Source organism: Nostoc sp. DedVER02, assembly GCF_034530675.2.
Taxonomy (GTDB): domain Bacteria; phylum Cyanobacteriota; class Cyanobacteriia; order Cyanobacteriales; family Nostocaceae; genus Nostoc.
In genome coordinates, this window is the sequence record NZ_JAVRCP020000019.1 from 37,826 (window position 1) to 60,411 (window position 22,586).

At 40.7% G+C, this 22,586-nt stretch carries 13 protein-coding genes and 1 pseudogene; 2 read left to right on the forward strand and 12 right to left on the reverse strand.

Annotated elements, in window-relative coordinates; genetic code table 11:
* Positions 1 to 2,159 precede the first annotated feature (2,159 nt).
* The 9 genes from RMZ41_RS19330 to RMZ41_RS19370 form a co-directional block, all read right to left on the reverse strand.
* Positions 2,160 to 3,071: a M23 family metallopeptidase gene (locus tag RMZ41_RS19330; RefSeq protein WP_322645282.1), complete on the reverse strand. Its 912-nt coding sequence runs from the start codon at positions 3,069 to 3,071 to the stop codon at positions 2,160 to 2,162.
* A 326-nt stretch (positions 3,072 to 3,397) separates the two neighbouring features.
* The gene (locus RMZ41_RS19335; RefSeq protein ID WP_322645283.1) at positions 3,398 to 3,835 is read right to left on the reverse strand and encodes a DUF6918 family protein; all 438 of its coding nucleotides are present in this window, start codon (positions 3,833 to 3,835) and stop codon (positions 3,398 to 3,400) included.
* Positions 3,836 to 4,247: 412 nt separating this feature from the next.
* Entirely contained in the window at positions 4,248 to 7,541 is a 3,294-nt protein-coding gene (locus tag RMZ41_RS19340; protein ID WP_322645284.1) for a multidrug efflux RND transporter permease subunit, read from the reverse strand.
* 515 nt (positions 7,542 to 8,056) lie between these two features.
* A complete protein-coding gene (locus RMZ41_RS19345; RefSeq protein WP_322645285.1) occupies positions 8,057 to 9,364 on the reverse strand; it encodes a CO2 hydration protein in 1,308 nt (435 codons plus the stop codon).
* Position 9,365: 1 nt separating this feature from the next.
* Positions 9,366 to 9,956 carry a CDP-alcohol phosphatidyltransferase family protein gene (locus RMZ41_RS19350; protein ID WP_322645286.1) on the reverse strand — a complete coding sequence of 197 codons (591 nt, stop codon included), beginning with the start codon at positions 9,954 to 9,956 and terminating at the stop codon, positions 9,366 to 9,368.
* A 35-nt stretch (positions 9,957 to 9,991) separates the two neighbouring features.
* Positions 9,992 to 11,488, reverse strand: a complete 1,497-nt coding sequence (locus RMZ41_RS19355; RefSeq protein WP_322645287.1) for an NADH-quinone oxidoreductase subunit M — start codon at positions 11,486 to 11,488, stop codon at positions 9,992 to 9,994.
* Between the two features lie 86 nt (positions 11,489 to 11,574).
* Positions 11,575 to 12,297 carry a carbonic anhydrase gene (locus tag RMZ41_RS19360; protein WP_322645288.1) on the reverse strand — a complete coding sequence of 241 codons (723 nt, stop codon included), beginning with the start codon at positions 12,295 to 12,297 and terminating at the stop codon, positions 11,575 to 11,577.
* Between the two features lie 49 nt (positions 12,298 to 12,346).
* Positions 12,347 to 14,224, reverse strand: coding sequence for an NAD(P)H-quinone oxidoreductase subunit F (locus RMZ41_RS19365; RefSeq protein WP_322645289.1), 1,878 nt, complete (start codon positions 14,222 to 14,224; stop codon positions 12,347 to 12,349).
* Positions 14,225 to 14,572: 348 nt separating this feature from the next.
* Entirely contained in the window at positions 14,573 to 14,758 is a 186-nt protein-coding gene (locus RMZ41_RS19370; protein ID WP_322645290.1) for a hypothetical protein, read from the reverse strand.
* Between the two features lie 823 nt (positions 14,759 to 15,581).
* On the opposite strand from RMZ41_RS19370, the gene RMZ41_RS19375 reads away from it, so the two are divergent.
* Positions 15,582 to 17,093, forward strand: coding sequence for a hypothetical protein (locus RMZ41_RS19375; protein ID WP_322645291.1), 1,512 nt, complete (start codon positions 15,582 to 15,584; stop codon positions 17,091 to 17,093).
* A 120-nt stretch (positions 17,094 to 17,213) separates the two neighbouring features.
* Here RMZ41_RS19375 and RMZ41_RS19380 read toward each other — a convergent pair whose 3' ends face one another.
* Positions 17,214 to 19,352, reverse strand: a complete 2,139-nt coding sequence (locus tag RMZ41_RS19380; RefSeq protein WP_322645292.1) for a hypothetical protein — start codon at positions 19,350 to 19,352, stop codon at positions 17,214 to 17,216.
* Between the two features lie 500 nt (positions 19,353 to 19,852).
* On the opposite strand from RMZ41_RS19380, the pseudogene RMZ41_RS19385 reads away from it, so the two are divergent.
* A pseudogene (locus RMZ41_RS19385) lies at positions 19,853 to 19,966 on the forward strand (transposase); the annotation flags it as partial.
* 341 nt (positions 19,967 to 20,307) lie between these two features.
* On the opposite strand, the gene RMZ41_RS19390 reads toward RMZ41_RS19385, so the two are convergent.
* Together RMZ41_RS19390 and RMZ41_RS19395 are read right to left on the reverse strand one after the other, a co-directional pair.
* Positions 20,308 to 21,510: an alpha/beta hydrolase gene (locus RMZ41_RS19390; protein WP_322643222.1), complete on the reverse strand. Its 1,203-nt coding sequence runs from the start codon at positions 21,508 to 21,510 to the stop codon at positions 20,308 to 20,310.
* 89 nt (positions 21,511 to 21,599) lie between these two features.
* Positions 21,600 to 22,481: a shikimate dehydrogenase gene (locus RMZ41_RS19395; RefSeq protein ID WP_322643221.1), complete on the reverse strand. Its 882-nt coding sequence runs from the start codon at positions 22,479 to 22,481 to the stop codon at positions 21,600 to 21,602.
* Positions 22,482 to 22,586: the final 105 nt, after the last annotated feature.

Sequence of the window (22,586 nt, forward strand, 5' to 3'; positions counted from 1 at the left end):
GCATCGCAATCAACTAAAATCCCTATTAGGGATTGAAACACAAAAAAATCATACACAGCTTTAACGCTGATGGTAATCGCAATCAACTAAAATCCCTATTAGGGATTGAAACTCTTTTGAAATCCAATTAGGGAACGAATACAAGATCGCAATCAACTAAAATCCCTATTAGGGATTGAAACATGATTAACAAACTGTCGGGATGATCTAAAGGTAGATCGCAATCAACTAAAATCCCTATTAGGGATTGAAACATTAAAAAAGGATTCTGTCTCAAAGGTTCTGGTAAATCGCAATCAACTAAAATCCCTATTAGGGATTGAAACATAATAAAGCGTTAGCAGCTTTACAAGTTTTTGAATCGCAATCAACTAAAATCCCTATTAGGGATTGAAACTTATCGGCTATTCACCGCTAGTCATTAAATAGCTTACCCTGGCACATCGACCGACTGAAAGGGATTGAAACTTATCGGCTATTCACCGCTAGTCATGCCGAACTAGAATCGCAATCAACTAAAATCCCTATTAGGGATTGAAACTTGATTGGCTGTTGCATGAAGGGTGTACCAAATCGCAATCAACTAAAATCCCTATTAGGGATTGAAACTCAAACCTCTTAGGCATCCAGCCATATTTAATGTGATCGCAATCAACTAAAATCCCTATTAGGGATTGAAACTACTGGGTAATTGAAACTTCTGCCAGATATCAAAATCGCAATCAACTAAAATCCCTATTAGGGATTGAAACTACCAATTTCCAAATACCAGAAAGCCAGCCAAGCATCGCAATCAACTAAAATCCCTATTAGGGATTGAAACTTATTAGAAACTATATCAAAAACATATAATAAAGATCGCAATCAACTAAAATCCCTATTAGGGATTGAAACTAAATGCAATTGCTTTTTTACCATAATAATTAGTATCGCAATCAACTAAAATCCCTATTAGGGATTGAAACGATTCAGCAAGTAGGGTACACATTTATTATTATCATCGCAATCAACTAAAATCCCTATTAGGGATTGAAACATATTAATCGCCACGCTAGCAAGAGCAGAAATACATCGCAATCAACTAAAATCCCTATTAGGGATTGAAACAAAATCTACCCTAGCCTTCTAAATGCGATACAATTTCGCAATCAACTAAAATCCCTATTAGGGATTGAAACATCATGAATATGACTTGCATTAGCATCATGAGCAATCGCAATCAACTAAAATCCCTATTAGGGATTGAAACTCCGACATTTTTAGCGGCTGGGCCAGCCAAATAAGCTCGCAATCAACTAAAATCCCTATTAGGGATTGAAACGAAAACTCGCACTATCCCCCTTAACAAAGATTTAATCGCAATCAACTAAAATCCCTATTAGGGATTGAAACTTCTTACATAATCACTAGGCTGCTCACCAAAAACATCGCAATCAACTAAAATCCCTATTAGGGATTGAAACCTTTCTTTACCTACCCATTTACCTGTACCTGGAGAATCGCAATCAACTAAAATCCCTATTAGGGATTGAAACAGGAATCTTGGAAGAAGACGCAATGATAATGATGAATCGCAATCAACTAAAATCCCTATTAGGGATTGAAACTTAGTCCCCTATTCATATACTGAAGAACCAAGCATCGCAATCAACTAAAATCCCTATTAGGGATTGAAACGTCATTTGTTTTGCTCCTGATTTATTTCAAGATTATCGCAATCAACTAAAATCCCTATTAGGGATTGAAACTGAATTGTTGTCCTTACATCCTGACAAGGGAATTGAGAAATCGCAATCAACTAAAATCCCTATTAGGGATTGAAACCCAGGAAATCCATTCCTACCATCTCTACCATTTCATCGCAATCAACTAAAATCCCTATTAGGGATTGAAACCTATATTAGCGTGTAGTTTGAGCGACGTACCGCTAGATCGCAATCAACTAAAATCCCTATTAGGGATTGAAACTTTTCGATTGCAAGTTCAGGTGTAAGCTCAAAAGTTAATCGCAATCAACTAAAATCCCTATAGGGATTGAAACAATTCTGTAGATACTGCTTGCACCATTTTTTTATCGCAATCAACTAAAATCTCTATTAGAGATTGAAACCTGTGATCTGCTTTGCGATCGCAACCCAATCAAATATTAGATACTAACTTTATGGCGATTTTGTTAAAGTATAAAATCTGTCAGAACGCATCTGAGTGCCATTTCGCCAAACTTCCACTCTTTCAGGGCTAACTAAATAATAAAAACTACCATTATCTGCTCGATATTTGCCTTTGCCAATATTTAAAGCTGCAATTTTTATAGGCTTACTTAAGTCTTTCTTTAACTGACCAATATAAAATAATTGACCATTTTCTTCACAGACTTGTACACGAATATTTGCATTCTCACCCTCAATGAGAATAGCTCCATTACACTTAGTTTCATTATTATGAGGTACAAAACCTATTGGACTTGGTTGTGAAAGTGAAACTTGTTTCCCTAATTGGGGTGCGGAGACTGGGCGGTTTAGGTTATCAACTTGCTGAACCTTAGAAGTAGGAGTAACACTTGCAGTTAAAGATGTTAATAGACGAAGGGGATCAACTGCTATTCGACCATTTGGATGAACTTCAAAATGGAGATGAGGTGCTGTACTATTGCCCGTAGATCCCATCTCCGCAATAATTTGACCTTGAATAACCTGTTGATCCTTGCTCACCAACAAACGGCGATTGTGACCATAAACAGTAATGCTGCCATCAAGATGTTTAATCGTTATGGCATTGCCTAATCCCCAATTATCCCAACCTGCTTTTACAACTCTACCCGATGCAGCAGCAACAATCGGAGTTCCAGATGCCCCTGCAATATCAATTCCTTCGTGTTGATATTTGCGAAAGCCTTGAGAAATAAACCCTTGAGTCGGCCAGATTAAGTTAGAAGCAGGGATAGGAGTTTGCCCAATTGGAGAATCAGTTGCTAACTGTGTTAGGGCAGATGTAGTTGTACTTAATATGGTAGTTAAGGAGATTAACCCAATTAGTCCATAAGTGCGGTATCGATAAGTAACTTTTTTCATAAATTGCAAGCCTATTAAAACAATAATTCAGATAGTTTCTGATTATTTGCTGTTTCAAGCTGACTCGGTAAATATCAGGAAGTTTAGAATATATAGCATCTTTAAGATTCTCGCCAAACACTTTTGTAATACAAGTGTAATGTCTGCCTCGTATGCCAGCCATCGATGTATCGAAGGGCGGCATACGTTTATGAATTGCTAGAGAGCAAGGGTTTAAGACCCCACTGTTGCCTCAACTTCCTTTTTTCTTGCAAAAGTTCAGTGGCTTCAATTCAGGAGCGATCGAATTTCATAAGTGATATTGTACCCGGCTCCTGCTTCGTACCTTAAACCTTAGTGTAATTATTTATTACTTTAGCTAAATCTGGCACTGCTTCTTCTACGTGCTTTTTGGCTGAACCGCGAAGTTTTTCATAAGTTCCTCGCACTATTTGGCGCTTGGCGCTCTTGACTCTAGCATCAGTGACACTCAGTAGCGCATCTGCTGTATGAGAGCGATTTGCATTTAGGTGTCCAATCGGATCGCCTTTCTCTACGCCTTCACTCCAGATAGGATCGAGTGCCGTGAAACACTGCGGTAAAATCTGCTCAACGACGTAGGGGATATACCCTGGCTTGACTCCCTTCAGTGCAGCGAAAGCAGTTTTCAGAGCAATGCCGCTCATACCTGACTTAGATGCCAGCTGTTCTTCGATCATGTTGCAACATTCATCTATCACCATAGCCTTTTTGGTCGGGTTCGAAAGTCCTTCGCTAAGTCCCATTTCACTTTTCCTTCTCTAAGTACTTAATTTTTATTCGACTAACTTTTTTAGCAAGCAGGAAATTACAGAAAATGGTATCAGAGTTGGAGGATGTTATGAACATCACGCTCTTACTACTTAAGCAGGACTTACGCAAAAGTAGATGCTGTACGGGCTAATTTATAAAGGCTTTACACTGCGTTATCAGTGGGGGATTTAGACCCGCCACTGATTTGTTGCACCACCAAATTTTCAATTTGGTGGTGATCTTAAACCTACTTATTCAGACGCGACGCTCGTTCCTGCCTTTCTCGTGTCGCTATCCACCACTCGTACAGAATACCCAACTGTTAGCGATTAGCTAAGGTTTAGCCCATTCTGACCGGAGGCGGAGCGTCTCCGGCTCCGCTCCTAAATTCTGTTTCGATAAAATTCAGGTTATCCCATCCTGCTGAGACCTAAGTTGTGCCTCTGGCTGACTTAAGCCAGTAGGTAAAGCCCCATGTTCAGATCCCGAAGCTTGATTAGGATAATCTGGAGGTTTTAAGCCACCCGATCGCTTCCGAGAAAATATAGCCTGGGCTAGCGTCTTAACCAAAATATACAGAATTGGCACTAAGAACAAACTCAAGAATGTTGCAAGCAGCAGCCCCCCAAAAAGCGCTGTTCCTAAAGACCAACGGCTGCTGGCTCCAGCCCCTTGAGAGATTACCAAGGGCAAAAATCCTAACAACGCTGCAAAGGAAGTCATTAAGATCGGTCGCAGACGTTCTTCCCCGGCTTTTACCGCTGCTCGCGTGTAGCTCATGCCCTGTTCGTGCAGCTGATTGGCAAATTCCACTACCAAAATCGCGTTCTTGGCGGCTAGACCAATCAAAGTCACCAAACCTACCTGGCAATAGATATCATCCACTACTTTGGGAAAGAGGCTACCGGTCATGAAAATATTAGAACGTAGCCAAATTGCTGTCATTGCTCCCAAAACTGCCAGGGGAACTGTCAGCAAAATAATGATCGGATCGACATAGCTTTCATACTGAGCCGATAGCACCAGAAAGACAATAACGATCGCTAAGGCAAAAATCAAGCCTGTAGATCCCCCAGATGTCTTTTCCTGGAGATAAGTCCCTGTCCATTCATAACCAAAACCTTGAGGTAAAACCTCTGCTGCAACTTCCTCCATTGCTTTAATTGCCTGTCCAGAACTAGCACCGGGAGCAGGAGCGCCCTGTACTTTGATTGACCTATACAAGTTATAGTGGGAAATGGTTTTTGGCCCCACAAAGGGAGTAATTGTCACCAAATTGCTCAACGGAATCATCGCTCCACTTGCAGAGCGAACATACAGCTTACCAATATCATCTGGATTAGAGCGGAAAACCCCATCTGCTTGGACATATACTCGATACTGTCGCTGTCCCTGCACAAAGTCATTCACATATTGCGACCCCAAGTAACTTTGCAATGTCCCAAAGATGTCGTTGAGTTCGACGTTGAGAGCTTTAGCTTGGTTGCGGTTTACCTGAATGTCAAACTGGGGTGTGTCTGCGGTGAACTGAGTGAAAACTCGTTGTAAAACAGGTTTTTTATTTGCGGCTGCAATGAATTTTTGAGTAGTCTCAACCAGGGTTTCAATCGGCGCACTTCCGGTTCTGTCTTGAATGATAAACTCAAAACCGCCTGTACTACTTAACCCTCTAACTGGAGGAGCATTCACAGCGATCGCTCTGGCATCTGTAATTGCAGAGAGCTTTTGGTTCACCCTCTGAAGTATTCCATATACAGATTCAGATTCTTTAGCTCTCTCTTTCCACGGTTTCAGGTTAGCAAAGGCAATGCCTAAATTAGAAGCATTGCCATCAAAACCAAAACCACTGATCATAAAACTAGCTCTCACTTCGGGAACCGATGTTACTTCTTTGACAACCCGATCCATAACAGATTCGGTATATTTCAAAGAAACCCCGTCAGGGCCCTGGACAATTACAAAGAAGTAACCTTGATCTTCCTCTGGAATAAATCCGGTAGGTACTGCTCTGTACATCAAAACCGTTGCTAATAAACCAGTAATAAAAACCCCAATTACAATCGGCTTGACATGGGTAAGGTAGCTAACAAACCCGACATATCGGCGTGTGAACCAGCTAAATCCTCGATTGAACTGTGTAAAGAACCATCCCAAAGGGCCCCGTGGAGTCTGAGCAGGACGCATAAGAATGGCTGCCATACTTGGGGAGAATGTTAAAGCGTTGAAGGTCGAAATGGCAATGGAGCAAGCAACAGTTAACGCAAATTGTTTGTAGACAATGCCTGTAGTGCCCGGAATGAATGCAACAGGAATGAATACCGCCATCAGGACAAGTGAAGTGGCAATGATTGCCCCAGTTAATTCCTTCATGGCTTCTACAGCCGCTTCAAAGGGCCTCATACCCTGCTCTAGTTTGACTGCAACAGCCTCCACTACAATAATCGCATCATCAACGACGATGCCGATCGCAAGAACGAAACCAAATAATGTCAGTGTATTAATTTGAAATCCTAAAACCAACAGAGCCGCACATGTCCCAATTAGGGAAACGGGGATCGCAATAGTAGGAATAATCGTGGTACGCCAGTCTTGCAAAAATACGAAAATTACCAAGACCACCAGGATAATTGCTTCAACCAGAGTGTGCAGAACTTCTTCTAAAGAAATTTCTACAAATGGAGTGGTATCAAATGCCAACTGTGCTTTTAGTCCAGGTGGAAAACTCTTCTCCAGCGCTACGATCTTCTCTTCAACAGCATGAGCAACGTCCAAGGCATTACTACCCGGAAGTTGATATATCCCCAAACCTACGGCTGGTTTGGGCGCATTACCTGGGATGGTGAATTTGGCATCAGCGAGATAGCTTTCTGCTCCCAGTTCAACTCGACCGACATCTCTAACCTTAACTAGGGTGCTACTAGTGCCACCTTGACCTACTTTTAGCACCATATCCTCAAATTCAGCCGCATTTTTAAATCGACTGCTGGCTCGTAAAGCAAATTCAAAGCTTTGATTATCTGGTGCTGGTTCCTTACCAATTGACCCTGCACCCACCTGAATATTTTGTTCTTGCAGGGCAGTTGTCACATCTTGAGGAGTTAGTTGATGTTGGGCAAGCTTATTGGGATCGAGCCAAAGACGCATGGCATATTTGCGCTCCCCAAAAACTCTGGCACTTCCTACACCAGGAAGCCGTTTGATTTGATCGAGAATATACAGATCGACATAGTTACTGATAAAAATGTTGTCATACTCATTATTATTTGAGTAAAACCCATAAACCAGAAGCAGACTGCTCGATGCCGTTTCAACGGTGACACCTGTTCGTTGAATAGTATCTGGCAGTTGAGGTTCAGCAAGTGCTTGTTTATTTTGAACGTTTACTTGAGCAATATCGCTATTAACATTAGTCGGAAACGAGACGGTTATATTGCTGGAACCATCATTACCCGTATTAGAAGAGATATAAGATACATCTTTAACACCATTAATTTGTCGCTCAATAATGTTGGTGACAGTATTTTCTGTTGTTTGAGCATCCGCACCAGTATTGTTAGAGCTAACGGTGATTTGCACCGGGGCAAGATCGGGTAGCTGAGAAATCGGCAGGATGGGAATACAGATGCTTCCCAGCAATAGGATGATGAACGTACAGACTGTAGTTAAGACTGGACGTTTGATGAAGGTATTGACAAACATAAATCCAGGAACAGTTTAATTCTGGTTACGGACAGAGTAGCTTGTTATTAATATCAGAAGTATCAAGATTTAATGTTAGATATTTTCTTGTTGTTCTCTCTCGTTTCCATACCCGTATAGGAATGTACACGTTGAGCCAGAGTCTCAATGTATCACTAGAGGGAAGCCTTTCATCCCAATTTTAGCTAAGGCTGCGCTTTATTTAGGGGAAAGTCATGAATTGCCCATCTGATTGGACAAAAAAATGGCGATGCCTTCGGCAAGGCTTCGCCAACGCGCTGAAATTTTTCGATCGCCAGATTCCTAAAGTTATTCGCCTATACTCTTGACAAAATCTTTATCTTGTGGTGCTTTTTAATGAGTGTTAAGGCAATACGGTTTGGTTAAAGGGGAAAGGTTTTGAATACATCCTTTACCCTTTCCCCCTTACCCTTTACCCTTTACCCCTTACCCTTTCCCCAGACCACAAGGAAAATGAAAAATGCTTATCCGAACCGTATTAAGAGTTAAGGGGCTTATCGATAATCTTGCCTTTGAATACTCCCTAAACGAGCAGCATCACGAATATTATAATCGGGTCGAGTAAAGCGATTTAGCTGCATTTCAAAGAAATCTCGATTAGCTTGTAAATGCTTGGGATTTTGGTCATCTAAAGGATATAAAAGTGCAGTTCGCAAAGCTTGAATTACCGCAGAAGTAACACAGTACATTGACCGTTGAAAGCTAACGCCTAACTGAATCAACATATCTTCTTCACCCCGGCAATGTTCGCTGTAGTAATCAACAAGATATGGGGGCAAAAAATGCAGCATATCTTGCATTAATAGTGTGGGGGGAATGCCAGCAGTACCTACTGGAAATACATCAGCGTAAAGAATACCAAAGTGAAAGTCTTTCTGGTCTGCTGGCACTTGACGCGCTTGAGCATTATAAGATTTTGTCCCTCGGAAGGGTGCGGTGCGGTAGAAAACTGCTTCTACATAAGGTAACGCAGCTTCATATAGCCACATGAAACCCTTTGATTTGGGGATAATTTCGTAGCATTCGCCACGAATATAAACGTGATGGTAAATGGGACGACCTGCGATCGCAAATATACCATTAACTATGAAGTTCATCGCCTCTGGGACAGTGCTAATGGTACCTTCGTCGTAGCGATCGGACATTTCAAAGAATACTGGGGCCATGATTTCCCAGAATAAGCCCAAATTAGAGTAGTATGACATCTGGCGGCACTGTTCTAAAAACATATCTGGGAACAGCTTGTAAAGTCCCAGCATGACTGGGTTTCCTTGAAAGTAAGCTTTAATTGCTCGGTCAGCGTTGGCTTTGTATTCTTCAGAATCTAGGTAAGGGTCAAATTGCCCACCCATGCCTCTGTGCCACAACATCGCCCGCATACAAGCTTCCGCAAATTCCATGTTAATGCGATCGTGGAATAAGTGATGCAACAACTTCGGCATTTTAAAAGTTTCACCTTTCTCCATAAATGCCAAAAGTTCTGGATGTGCAGTCGCTTCGCCGCGCCAAATTCGTAAATCGGCATCATCGCCAGCATAATGATTATGCAGTTCTAAATACTCTTTGGGTAAGAAGTATTTAAAGAAAGGAACCGGGTTTAAAAATTCATTTTCGGCAATATAAAGCAGGTCGCGCCAGTAAAAATCCATCGGCACAGCATAAGCTTTGTATAAACCGATGATTTGCATCAAATTTTCTGGAGTATCGGGTAACATTGCACCGCCTGCTTCTAAGCGATGAATTACTTCAGCAAATTCATGTTTGGAAGGTGGTAATTTAATTGCTGTTTTAATTGCTGTCATGTTATTTAGTAGTTGGTTTTAGTGATTCCTGACGAATATTCAAAGCATGAAAAATGCTTAAAACATCATGTGTCCAAACTGGCAATATTAGCGTCATGGCAATTTCTTCAAGGCTGTGAATTGTGCCAGCAATACAAGTAAGCCATAGGGTAACTCCGGCATAATCAAAGCCAAACAGGGCAACTATGGCAATAAAAAGAGTGATTCCCCAAAATTTTGCTGAGTAAGTGTGATAGCTAGCGGGTTTACCATATTTCGCTAAATTCACCACCCACCACAGCAATTGAGCAAAAACAATCACTAGCAAAGGGAAGCTATGAGTAACAAGAATATCTTGATGAACTATCCACGCACTCAGGAAGATACAACTAAAAAGACAGACATCAGCCCAACTATCGGCTTGGCGTAATTGGGCAGTACTGACACCTAATCGCCGCGCAATAATGCCATCAAAAATATCTGAGAGGAAGGCTGTGACAAAACCAATGATGAACCAAATACTGGTTTTGCCATCCCAGGCATCTAATAAAAGGAATGGAGATATTAAAAAGCGAAATAGAACAAGACCACTGGGAATTAATGTCAGATTCATCCTTCCTCCTATTAGATGCGTAACTCTCTAATTTATTACTTCAGCGCTACTTCAGAGATTACAGTTTTTTCTAACGGGGAAATTGCAGCCACCATTGTTGTAGTTGTAGATTCACTCCAACGTACTAACCAAGTGGGTTGTACTCCCAAAAAGATGATGAAGGCTGCCAAAATTAAAGCTGGGATTTTTTCAGACCAAAGAACTTTAGGATAGTAAGCGAAGTTATCCAGTCTGCCAAAACAAGTACGGTTGAGGAGGATGAGAAAATAAACTGCGGTTAATCCACTAGCCACTATACACAAAATAGTCGGGATGGGGAAGGCAGAGAAACTACCTTGAAAGACAATAAATTCGGCGATAAATCCTGTTAAACCGGGAATACCTGCGCTAGCCATCCCACTTAAAACTAGTAAGGCGCTAATTAAGGGTAAACCGCGTATGGGACTCATTAAGCCATTGAGTTTATCTAACTCGCGCGTACCAACTTTGGCTTCTACAACTCCCACCAAGTGGAAGAGAATCGCCAAGATGATACCGTGACTAAACATTTGGGCGACTGCACCAACGAGTGCTAAGGGAGTACTAGCAGCACCAGCTAACAAAATATAGCCCATGTGACCGACGGAACTGTATGCTACCATGCGCTTGATATCTGTTTGAGCGATCGCAATTACTGCCCCATAGATAGCGCTGATTGCTCCCCAAATCGCCAAAGTCGGTGCAATAATACTCCAAGCATGGGGAAACATACCTAACCCAAATCGTAGCAATCCATAAGTTCCCAGCTTTGCCAAAACACCACCGAGAAGAATGGCAATTGGTGCTGAAGCTTCAACATAAGCATCGGGTAGCCAAGTATGGAAGGGAACCAAGGGAATTTTAATGCCAAAACCTAAGACTATTCCTGCTAGTAAAAGGATTTGTTTGGCTGTTGACAGATTTTCTGTAGAGACTGCATCAAAAGCAAAGTTGGTAGAACCACTCAGCCACACCATACCCAAGAATGTCGCCAGGATTAATGCTCCCGAAACCGCAGTATAAATCAGGAATTTAATCCCAGCATAACCCCGTTTTGCCCCTCCCCAAATGGAAATTAGCAAGTAGAAGGGGATTAATTCTAGTTCGTAGAACAGGAAGAATAGCAGTAAATTTTCAGCGAGGAAAGCACCTGCAACCCCTCCACTCACTAATAAAATCAAGGAGTAAAATAGCCGAGGGCGTTCAGTTTCTTTATTGCTGCTATAAATCGAAATCCAGGTGAGCAGGCTATTTAGCACCAACATTAATATAGAAAGACCATCAACACCTATTTGATAGCTCAATCCAAGGGTTTCATTCCAGGGCAAATACTCTTTAAATTGCATTCCTGGATTGCTGATATCAAATTTTAGCAGGATAAAAAGGTTCCAGGCAAGAACTGTTCCAGAAAAAATTAATGCTGTTAAACGAATGCGATGATTAGGAAAACTTACAGGTAATATTGCTATAATAGCGGCGGCTAAAATAGGGAGCCAAATCAAAACACTTAACATTATATTTGTCCTTTGTTATTTCTCCTTTGTTATTCGTCCTTTGTACCTTAGTAATGACCAATGACTAATGACAAAGGACAAAAAAATTAACTTACTAAACTGATTTTGCCAGTATCTAAATCGTAATAACCACCGACTATTTTCAGCTTTTCTGCCTTGATTAATTCAGATAAAACTGACGATGACTTCAATTTTTCAACTTGTGCCAAAATATTTGCTTTACAAGCATTTTCTAACTTATCTCCCGATTTATCTTTGGTACTTTCTACACTTGGTTTAATTGCTTCAAGCAAACTTCCAATTTGTCCTGGCACTGAAGCGCCTTTAATAGCAGCATCTACCGCACCACATCTTTCATGTCCTATTACCATGATGACTTTAGTACCTAACACTAAGCTGCCAAATTCTAAGCTACCAATTTGCTGTGTTGTGGCAATATTTCCAGCTATGCGACAGACAAATAAATCTCCAAGTCCTTGGTCAAAAATAATCTCTGATGGTACGCGGGAATCTGCACAACCTAAAATAGAAGCAAAAGGCTTTTGACCTTTAGCAACTTCGACTAAACGTGAATGGTTTTGGTTAGGATTGCGACGTTTTGCTTTGACAAATCTTTCATTCCCCTCTAATAACTCTTGCAATGCCTTATCGGGGGTAATATCATTTTCTGCTGGCGCTGGTGGGGTTTTTTCGGCTGCAAGTAAATTTGAGCCGAGTCCAGCTGTCAATACACCTGTACCGATGGCACCTGCACCAAATTTGAATAGACTTCTTCTAGAAAGATTGATTTGTGGATGTTGTCTGCTCATAGAATTATGCTCACAATATTAATGTCTGCTTGTAATAAACGGTATTTAACTACCCAACTGTCGAAATTTGAGAAATCAAATTTAAAAGCTGCACTCCCCAAAATGGCCAAGCTACCCACATTCCTAAAAGGCTGACTCCTAGTAAGACGGTTAAGGCGTAAAATTGGGTTTGTCCAGAGGTGCTGTATTTAAGACCTTCACCACCTAATAGCGAAAATAAACCAACGAAATTAACGATGCCATCGACAACAAAGCGGTCAATCATATCGGCAAGTTGGGAAACTTTGGCAACGCCAAAAATGATAGTCATGCGATAGAGTTTTGGGGTGTAAAAGTCGTATGCAAACAAATCTTGTAAACCTTTCCAAGGGAGGCGAATCGGTTTAGGAATATTGCCTAAATAAACCACACCAGTGATGCTGCAACCGAAAATACTCGACCAAATTAAAAGTAGCGCGACATCTTTATTTAAAGCTGCCCAATCTGGTAAAAGTGATAAGCTTTGCAACAATAAAGGAAGATGGAGGCTAAATGCAAGTAAAATAACCATCGGTAAAACCATTGGCCAGTGTGCTTCAGGCGATCGCTGACTCATTTGTGTAGCTTTACCACCAAAAATTAAACCAAATTCTCTGGTTAAACTCACGGCTGTCAAAGCGTTTACAGCTATCACTACTCCCACTAACCAAGGTTGGGTTTCCCACAACCCATCTGCTAGTTTTACTAACGCCCAAAAGCCACCTAGTGGTGGAAAACCAATTAACCCTAAAGTGCCGACGATAAAAGCTATTGCTGAAATCGGGCGACGTGTCCACAATCCGCCTAATTGGGTAACATCTTGAGTGATGCTATTCCAAATAATTCCCCCGGTACTCATCACCAATAGGGCTGCGGATATAGCATGGGTGAGTACTAACAACAGCGCCGCTTCGTCTTGTTGTGTTCCCACGGCGATGAACACTAAACCCATGTATGCACTGACAGAATAGGATTGGCAGCGTTTGAGATCGATTTGAGCGATCGCAATTAAAGAAGCACCAATCGCTGTCACTACCCCGATGGCTACCATTGCAGAGGAAATTATGGGCGACAGGCTTAACACAGGTTGCAGTTTAATCAGCACCCATGCACCACTAGCAACTACTACCGAATTCCGCAAAATCGTACTGGGAACTGGGCCTTCCATTGCTTCATCCAACCACAGATGCAGTGGAAACTGGGCACATTTACCCATTGGCCCGGCAATCAAGGCTAAACCTACCAGTGCCATTGTTGTTGGATTGACGTTAGCAGTCGCCGCCCACTCAGCTAGTTCTGGATAACTCCAAGTGCCGGCGAGGGGCCATAATGCCAACACGCCCATAAGTAAGAATAAGTCTCCTACCCGCTTGGTTAAGAAAGCGTCTCTTGCACCTGAGACTACCAACGGCTGGCTAAACCATAAGCCAACTAATAGATAGGTTCCCAGTGTGAGGACTTCCAAAATTACATAGCTGAAGAACAAGTTATTACAAAGAACGAGGGCGCATAGTCCGGCTTCAAATAATCCTAATAAGGAATAGAAGCGTCCCCAACCCCAATCCATCTCCATGTAACCGATGGCATAAATTTGCGCTAACAAATTCAAACCAGTAATTACAACTAAAGCGCCGACGCTGACCGAAGATATTTCTAAAGCAATGGTGAGGTCTAAACCAGCTGTAGATAACCAAGGGATAAATACTTCTTGGGGTAGATGATTCCAAGTTGCTTGTAAGGCGATCGCACTATGTACAAACGCCAAAAATGTCATCACCAAGTTTATATAACCCGCCGGCCTTGGCCCGGTTTTCCGAATGATCCCCGGCGACCAAGGCACTGCTAACAAGCCACCTATTAAGGCATAGCAAGGAACTAGCCAAACAGTCTCAAGTAGAAACTGAGCCATCAACTTACCTCTATATTTTCATGAAAGGTTTGGGGTTTTGAATCAATTTGCATTGATCCCTGTTACCCAGCGATTGCAGATAAGAGAAATTTATCTTTATTTAATCTTGTTAAAATAGCTTACCTTTATATCTGTCCAAATGGAATTACTTTATCTAAACAAATCTGAGATAAATACTCTAAATAAATCTTATATAATAGACCATTTGAGTCATGAATAATAGCTATTGCTTTTTATCTATGAACCAATCGTTGATTTAATCAATAGTTGTTATGAGTTTTTACTTATTGACTTAAATAACAAAAGACGCAGTTGATTGCGTCTCTAAATAAATCAGCTAAACGTCATTCATGTGTTGGTAATTTTGTCAATCTGCAAAAAATTAGAAATAATCGCAGGACTTTGGTCAAATTGGCTGATGGGGGCGGGTTTCATGTCTCGGTAGTCCAGTAGTTGGACTAAGATCAGGTAAGCGATCGCTAAAATCACCGAAATCGCACCTGTAAGAATAGCAATTAGTTTTGAGCGTTCCATCAATATTTCCTGTGATGCAAGTTATTATGTTGTGCCTATATCTACATTAATACTTGAGACACACTTACTTATATATAAGAATCCGATTTGATTTATGAAAATATACGTAGGATGTGAGCGCGGAGAGTACGGCATCAAACCCGTGATAATAGTGCGTTACGAACTCCGTTCTAACACACTCTACAATACCTAATTTCGTTCAAAAATCAAATAGTAATCCTACATATAAGAATCCGATTTGACTCCTGAATCACTCGTAGAGAGAGGGAACAGGAAAGAAAGAATAAAGTTGTCAACTAGGAGTCTTATAGTCGTACTTCATTAAAGCAACGCTTTAGACATTGCACCAACTTTACATAGGTTATTTTTTTCATACCTACCCATTTATTTATTGAAGCATTTTTATGAAGATACAGTTTTGATTACACTAGAAGCCTTTGCAAACTCTAAAAGGTGTGGTAGAACATAGCAACGTTAAAAACAAAATTTAGTACCAAAAGGCTTATAGCCATTACCTGTTACAGTTTGTAGACACTATCATTTATGAAGAAGGTATGTATTTATTGTTATCTGATTAAGATATTAACTACTGCGATATATAAGGCTCATATTTAATGTTTTTAAAATAACTCAGTACACCCTAATTTCCTAGAATCATTTTGCCTCTTATCTACCTATAGAAGTAATTTCAGGAATCAGATCGTGTTCGGTTAAACAGTTGTCATTGCGAATGAAGTATTCGCAATGACATATCATAAGTAATTTACCTGACATGATCTAACACTGAATTTCTATATTAATTTGAATTGAAACTAGTTATGCCATGAAATGTATTGCTAAATTAAATAAGACTGACTTTATAGTTTTGATTGTTATTGTCGTTATTGGTCTTATCCATTTACCTTTTCCCTTTGACGGAGATCAAGCCTTTTTTAGGCTAGGTGCTTTGGAAATGCAACAAGGAAAGGTACTCTATCGGGATTTCTGGGATATAAAGCAACCGGGAATTTTCTACTTTTATTTTTTAGCGGGAAATTTGTTTGGTTTTGATGAGATTGGCATCCATGTTTTTGAACTTATTTACATGGTATTATTTTCGATAATATTACAGTTGACTCTCAAAAGCTATTTTCGGCATCAAATCATTGCAAGTCTAGTACCTTTGTTAACGGTTGGCGTTTACTATAATGTTTCAGGTGCTTGGCATCTTACTCAAGTAGAAGCTCTGGTTGGTTTTCCTTTATTTCTTTGTCTTTGGTTAACCTTTAAATCTTTTAAAAATGAAGGAAAGCAAAGATTTTATCTACTTTTAGTCTCAGGCTTTATTGGTGGAATTGTTTTACTATTTAAATTGTTACTTTTGGTTATATTGCTTGCGTTTTGGCTAACAATATTTATGTATTTTCTAGTAATAAAACGCCAAGAAATTCAAAAAATATTGGTTGATACGTGCGTGCCAATTTTTATAGGACTTATACTTCCTTTTTTAGCTTTTGCCAGCTACTCTGTTTGGGTTAATAGTTTTTCAATAGTGTATCAGACGTTTTTTATATATCCACCCCGTCTTGTAGCTAATACTGTATTAAATAAAACTAATTTTATTTCGGGAATAAAATGGTTTTTACAGAGTTTTTATCCTTTAGTATTAATGGGTAGTATTACAGTCTATGTATCATTATATAAGTCTAAAAATTTATTAACTTTGTTACTTGTTGTTTGGTGTGTTTTTGGTTTAGCTGTCATTGTTTTACAACGAACATCATTGTGGCAATACCATTATTTACTATTATTTGTACCCATCGGGATTTTAGCAACTAAAGGATTAGATATATTATGGGATTATTTAAAAGAGTTAAGGTCTTTAATCCCAACTATTTTACTGATATTTTTATTGTTCTTACCTTTGTCATTAACTTTGATAAAAAAGAGTGCAACTCTGGTTGACAATAATTTTGCTTTAACTGAAGATACCCGATTAAAATATCAGACTGTCTTTAGAAAAAAATATCCATCTCTTCATTATGAAGCTAATTTGATATCTCAACCGGGAAGTATTGCTGGCGATATTTATGTAGCTGGCGATCCAGCTATTTACTATTTAGCTGGTCGGAGTCAAGCAACAATACTACGTGGTTGGGCACTTGAATATTTTCTATCTGAGCAATGGTTAGAACTTATAAATCAGTTAGATTCATCAAAGCCTCCTTATATCTTTATTGATTATGAACCACAGGCTATAATCAAAAAAAGTTCTCCCAAAATGCTGGAATTTGTTGAGCAAAAATACCAGATTTTGCGTCAAAGCAATAATGGTATTTGGTATACGATAAAATGATGATTATAGCAAAGTTGAAATATTCCTTTCACGGATGATTAAGCCCTGACGAATAGAACTTGCAGCTAAATCAAGTGCGATCGCATTGCATGTCGATGCATTAATAATTTTGAGTCGAACTTACCCTGCATCAATGCCGCAGCCATAAGCCATTTTGACATAACGAGGTTTTGTAGAGCGACACCAAGTTCTATCGTTACCTGCAACAGAATTAGTTGCCAATTGAGTATTGAGTGCTGTATCTGGCAATTTATTTTGGGGGTCTGTTTCTGGCAATAGCAGGTAATTATCTTTGCCACCGCCATCAACAAATAAACCTAATGTCAGCATCAACTCTCGCAAACCACTAACACCCTCTAACCGAGATTGTCCATAAGCTGGTTCTAATAAAGATAGATAAGTGTCATCGCCGTGCTTATCCCAGAAAACTCCGATACCGTTAATATCTCCCGTTCCGAAAGTCATTAAGCTGCCGTTATACCAATCATTTCCAGCACTATCTTCAAACCAGCCAATACTCCAGTCACGACCATTGCCTAAACTTTGCATGATGATGCCCGTATAGCGATCGCTTCCGCTATCATCTTGATAAACTCCTACGCCAAAATGCGGCGAACTTCCCAGACTGTACCATCCGGCATCGTGGTAATCATCACCCGCTTTGTCTACCAAAAAGCCCAAGCTATACCAGTAAGCTGTGCCTTGTCCGTAAACCTCACATTCGTAGCGATCGCTTCCTGCACCATCGACTAGCATTCCTAGACCTCCAGCCCAACTGTGACCTTCTGTATAGTCTGCACGCCTTCCTAAACCTGCACCTTGGATAAAATGGACGTGCCTTTTGGCTCCAAATGGGCCGCCGTTGGGATATTTGTCTTCTAGCCCAATGTATTTATCGTCACCTACACTATCTAATAACAACCCCACTCCTTTAGTAAAGCCATAGCCTTGTCCGTACCTGTAGAGAGAATAGCGATCGCTACCTTCATTATCAATCAGCAGTCCTGAGCCAAAAGTACCACTACCTTGGAGATTACTAATGCCTTGATAGGTATCTTGACCTTGTGCGTCATAGAGAATGCCAGTACCAAAAATACCTATACCTTGACTGGCGTATTCTGCCTGATAACTGTCATCACCTTGTAAATCTAGCAGCAATGCGTAGCCGAAGATACCAGCCCCAAAGCTGGGAATTTTCCCCGGTGGGCTAGAGTAGCGGTCTTTGCCAGCTAAATCTAAGGTGACACTGATACCATGAGCAATATTTTTAGTAGCAGCACCGCCTGAGTAAGTATCATTACCGTCAACATCTACAATCAACAGGTAATCGTCGGGGGAGTAGACTTGATCGCCTTTACCACTGAGAATAATTCGACCTTGGGGTGTATCTATGCTGTAGTTGTAATTGCCTTGCAACAAATTAACTGGGATTTGGCTGATTTGACTTTGCATTTCACCAGCAGCGGCGGCAGTTAAAATTGCTCCTGTGTTAAGGATTTTAAAATCAACGTTGTCTAAAAGAGATTCAATTAACAGTACCTTTTCTGGGCTAGCATCTACTTCTTCTGCGGCTTCTTCCTCCACAGTTTTAACTGCGTAGTTAAATACTTCGGTGTAAGTGCGATCGCCATCTAGTTGTAATTTAGCTAGCGATCGCAACAATCCCACCTGTCTGTAATGCAGTGCATCTGGTACTGTAAATAAAAACTGTGCGCTCGCAGAACGAAGTTGTGGTGGTAAAGCTTTGTATTCGCTATTCTTAAAATTCTCAGCAGGTTGAGTGGTTAGTTTACCAAGAGCAACAGCCAAGGCATCATCACCCAACTTTTGTACTTGCTGTTTGTATTTTGTCAGCAAATCTCTGTTTAATTGGGGATTCACACCTCCATCGATTCTTTTGGAGGCACTGGCAGCGAGTTGTGCTAAATCTGATTTAGCTGTAAGTAAATCTTGAGTAATGGTGCGGGTGTAAGGACTGATTTTCCAAGGGTTATCGAAAAATATATCTAGCAACTTGACTCGATATTTATCACCGCCCCAGAGATCCATGTCTTTCATATCCAAGCGGACATCCTCTGGAGTTAACTTAGCAGCAGCTAGTACTTGGCGAAATAGTTCTCCTTGTTCGCTTAAGTATCCGATAGTTGTAGCGTTAACTGGGGATAGGTAAAATACAAGCAAACAAGTCAAGGTAAATTGAGCAATTGTCAGAAAAGACTTTGATAGCGATCGCCCAAATTGTTGCATTTTTGGTGTCATGAAAATCTTTCTAGATGGCGTAAATACCAAATTTTATACTCAACAATACCGCAATTGCCCAGAGAATAAAAACTTTCGTAGTTAAGGCTAAAAGACTTGTGAAAGCTTAGAATGATTGCATTAATGTCTGCGATGATACAGGGAAAGGGATAAATCCAGTTTGATAACTGGCGATCGCTTGGCTTTGACTATCCCTAAATGAGCCTTTTATATTCGTGAACGAGTCTTTGAACTCTGTTAATGAGTCTTTTATAGAACCCATTTGGGATCTTGGGAGAGAGGGTAAAATAAAAAATAAATGCCGTATTCCAGCAGCTTAACGGATAAAGAGTGGCAAATAATTGAACCACTGTTGCCCCAGAAAAAGCAAACTAGTAGTCTGCCAACCCAAAAATGCGCTTGTGAGGGCTGGGGAAAGGGGAAAGGGTACTGGGTTTGGGATTTAAACCCTTTCCCCTTTCGCCTTTACCCTTTACCCCGCCAAGTTCCCTTGGCGTACTACTAGACCGCCAAAGTGGACAAAGCGACAAATATTAGATGGTATCTTTTATCAACTCAAGAATGGGTGTAACTGGTGTGATTTACCTAGAGACTTGCCGCCATATTCAGAGTAATGAGTAGTGAGTAAGGAGTGCATAGTAAGAAGTAAGAAGTTCTTGCACTGGTATTGCGCCTGTTGCTCTTTTACCTATTACCCATTACTCATTACCCATTACTTATTACTCATCATCAAACGCTTTGGAGCTTGTGAGAAATGCGGGTAAAACGGGGTTTGTTCCGGTCGCCACTCGTTGGGTAATTGAACGCTCCAATGCTTGGATGGAACGTTGTAAAAGTTTGGTCAAAAACTTTGAGCGCACTCTCACTCATGCCACTGCCAAGCTCAATCTATGTTTTATCAGGCTTATGCTTAAGCGGTTAGCTCACGCATAGATATCAAATGGGTTCTATAAAATTATTGCTTAAACAACGCCCAAGCCAAAAACCTCTCGGTATGATACAAAGCTAATTGATTGCTTACACCGTTGAAAACGGCATCAAAAGCGTGTTCTGCCCAAGGAATTTCTAGAAAAACCGCAGTATTACCAGATTCATCTAAACGTTCATACATCTGTCTGCCAAATCGCGCTTCTACCAAATGGTCACGACTGCCGTAAACTAATAAAGTTGGTGGTAAAGGGTGCGTCAAGTAATTTATCGGTGAAGCAATTTTATATTGATTAGGCAATTCTTCTAATGAACCACCCATAAATGCTTTTAAAACAGCGCGGGTGTTGATCGGATCGGGAATTGGTGGTGTTTTATATCCTCCAGGTAAGTTAACAGGCCCGTAATAGTTCACCACAGCCCGAATGGGTAGTGCATCTGGTTGATAAGCCGCTAACATTGCTAGGTGCGCTCCCGCAGAACGTCCTATAAGTACCATACGTTCAGGATCGGCTTCATAAGCTGCTGCATGTATGCGAATAAAATTTAAGGCTGTACGCACGTCATCTAACTGAGTTGGAAACTGATATTTAGGTGCGTGTCGATAGTCGATGGCAAATACTGTATATCCCTGATGAGCGATATATTGATTAAACTCAGAATTGGCATGAGGGTTGCCATATTGCCAAGCTCCACCATAAATTACTACCACTGCTGGATATTTCCCTACCTCTGGGGGTTGGTAAATTTCCATTTTTAAAGGCACTCCCGCAGGAGAAGCAAAAAGAATATCTTTTTGATGACGAGTTTTTCCTAATGGAATACCCCCGAAAAAATTAACTAAGTTAAAGGGATGGGTTTGCATTTTAGCCCTTACTTGGACTGGAATTTTCTCTAGATAATTTGCTCCCAACTCTTGCTGCGTTACTTGAGCCATCTGTATTTCAGTTAGTGGGATATTCACTAGTACCCATGCACAAATGAGCAATCCTATTAAGCTAAAAATGAAAGATAAACGCCATGTTTTACGGCGACGGAAGTAGAACAAAGAAAGTAATAAAGAGAGTGAATTTAATAAAAATAACCAAGGACTGACTTCTGGCGCTCCCACTGCTAGGGTGAGTAAAAACATATTTGGAGCCGGAAGAATAATCCAAGAGCTAAGAAATAGGCTTATAAAACTTAATAAGAATACAAGCCATGAGAAAAGTATTTTTGGTTTGGGAAACATAAATGTTTGAGACGCGATAAATCGCCGTCTCTACAAGGAAGGTTTTGGTCTTATCTGAACTGTATTCGATTCTAAACCAGAAAAAACTGCTATAAACCTAAATGCTGTTGCAAAGCTTGGCGCATCACTTCTACAGGTAAATTTTCCTGCTGTAACCAAATTTTTAAAGCTGCTACGCCTTGCTGGACTAGCATTTCTAAGCCATTGATCGCAATTGCACCTTGTTTTTCAGCTTGCTTTAGAAATTGCGTCGGTTTAGGGATATATATTAAATCGTAAGCGATCGCACCCGTTGGTAAATTTGCTATTTCCTCTCCACTCAAAGGCGACTCGTCAACCTTGGGATACATACCGATGGGGGTTGTGTTTACCAGCAGATTAGCTTGGGGAATTAGCTTTGACAATTCCTCCCATTGATGAACTTGCAAATTCTCAGCTATGGGTGAATTGCTCCAACTATTGCTAAATTCTTGTAATCTCTGCACATTCCGCCCAACGACGTGAATTTTGGCAAAACCTAGTTGGTGACAACCTGCTACAACTGCCCTAGCTGCGCCACCATTACCTAAAATTACCGCTACCTTTTGACTCCAATCCTGTTTATAGGTTGTCTGCAAAGGAGCGATAAATCCTTCTATATCTGTATTTGTCCCCACCCATCGATTATTTTGGCGACTAACAGTATTCACAGCGCCGATAGTTTGGGCAAGAGGGGTAATTTCTGAGAGGAGAGGCATGATTGCCTGTTTGTGGGGGATTGTAACACTAAAGCCGACAACCCCAATAGCGGCAAAACCTGCGATCGCTACTTCTAAATTCTCTGGTGCTATGGGAAAGGGAAGATAAACATAATCTAATCCTAAATTAGCTAATGCAGCATTATGCATCGCAGGCGAGAGCGAATGCTCCACAGGATGTCCAATTACCCCCAGCAGTTTAGTTTTACCTGTAATTAATTTGTTATTTGTCATTAGTCATTTGTCATTAGTCATTTGTCATTAGTCATTTTTCCCCTGCCTCCCCTGCCTCCCCTGCCTCCCCTGCCTCCCCTGCCCCCTGCCCCCCTATTCCTCCGA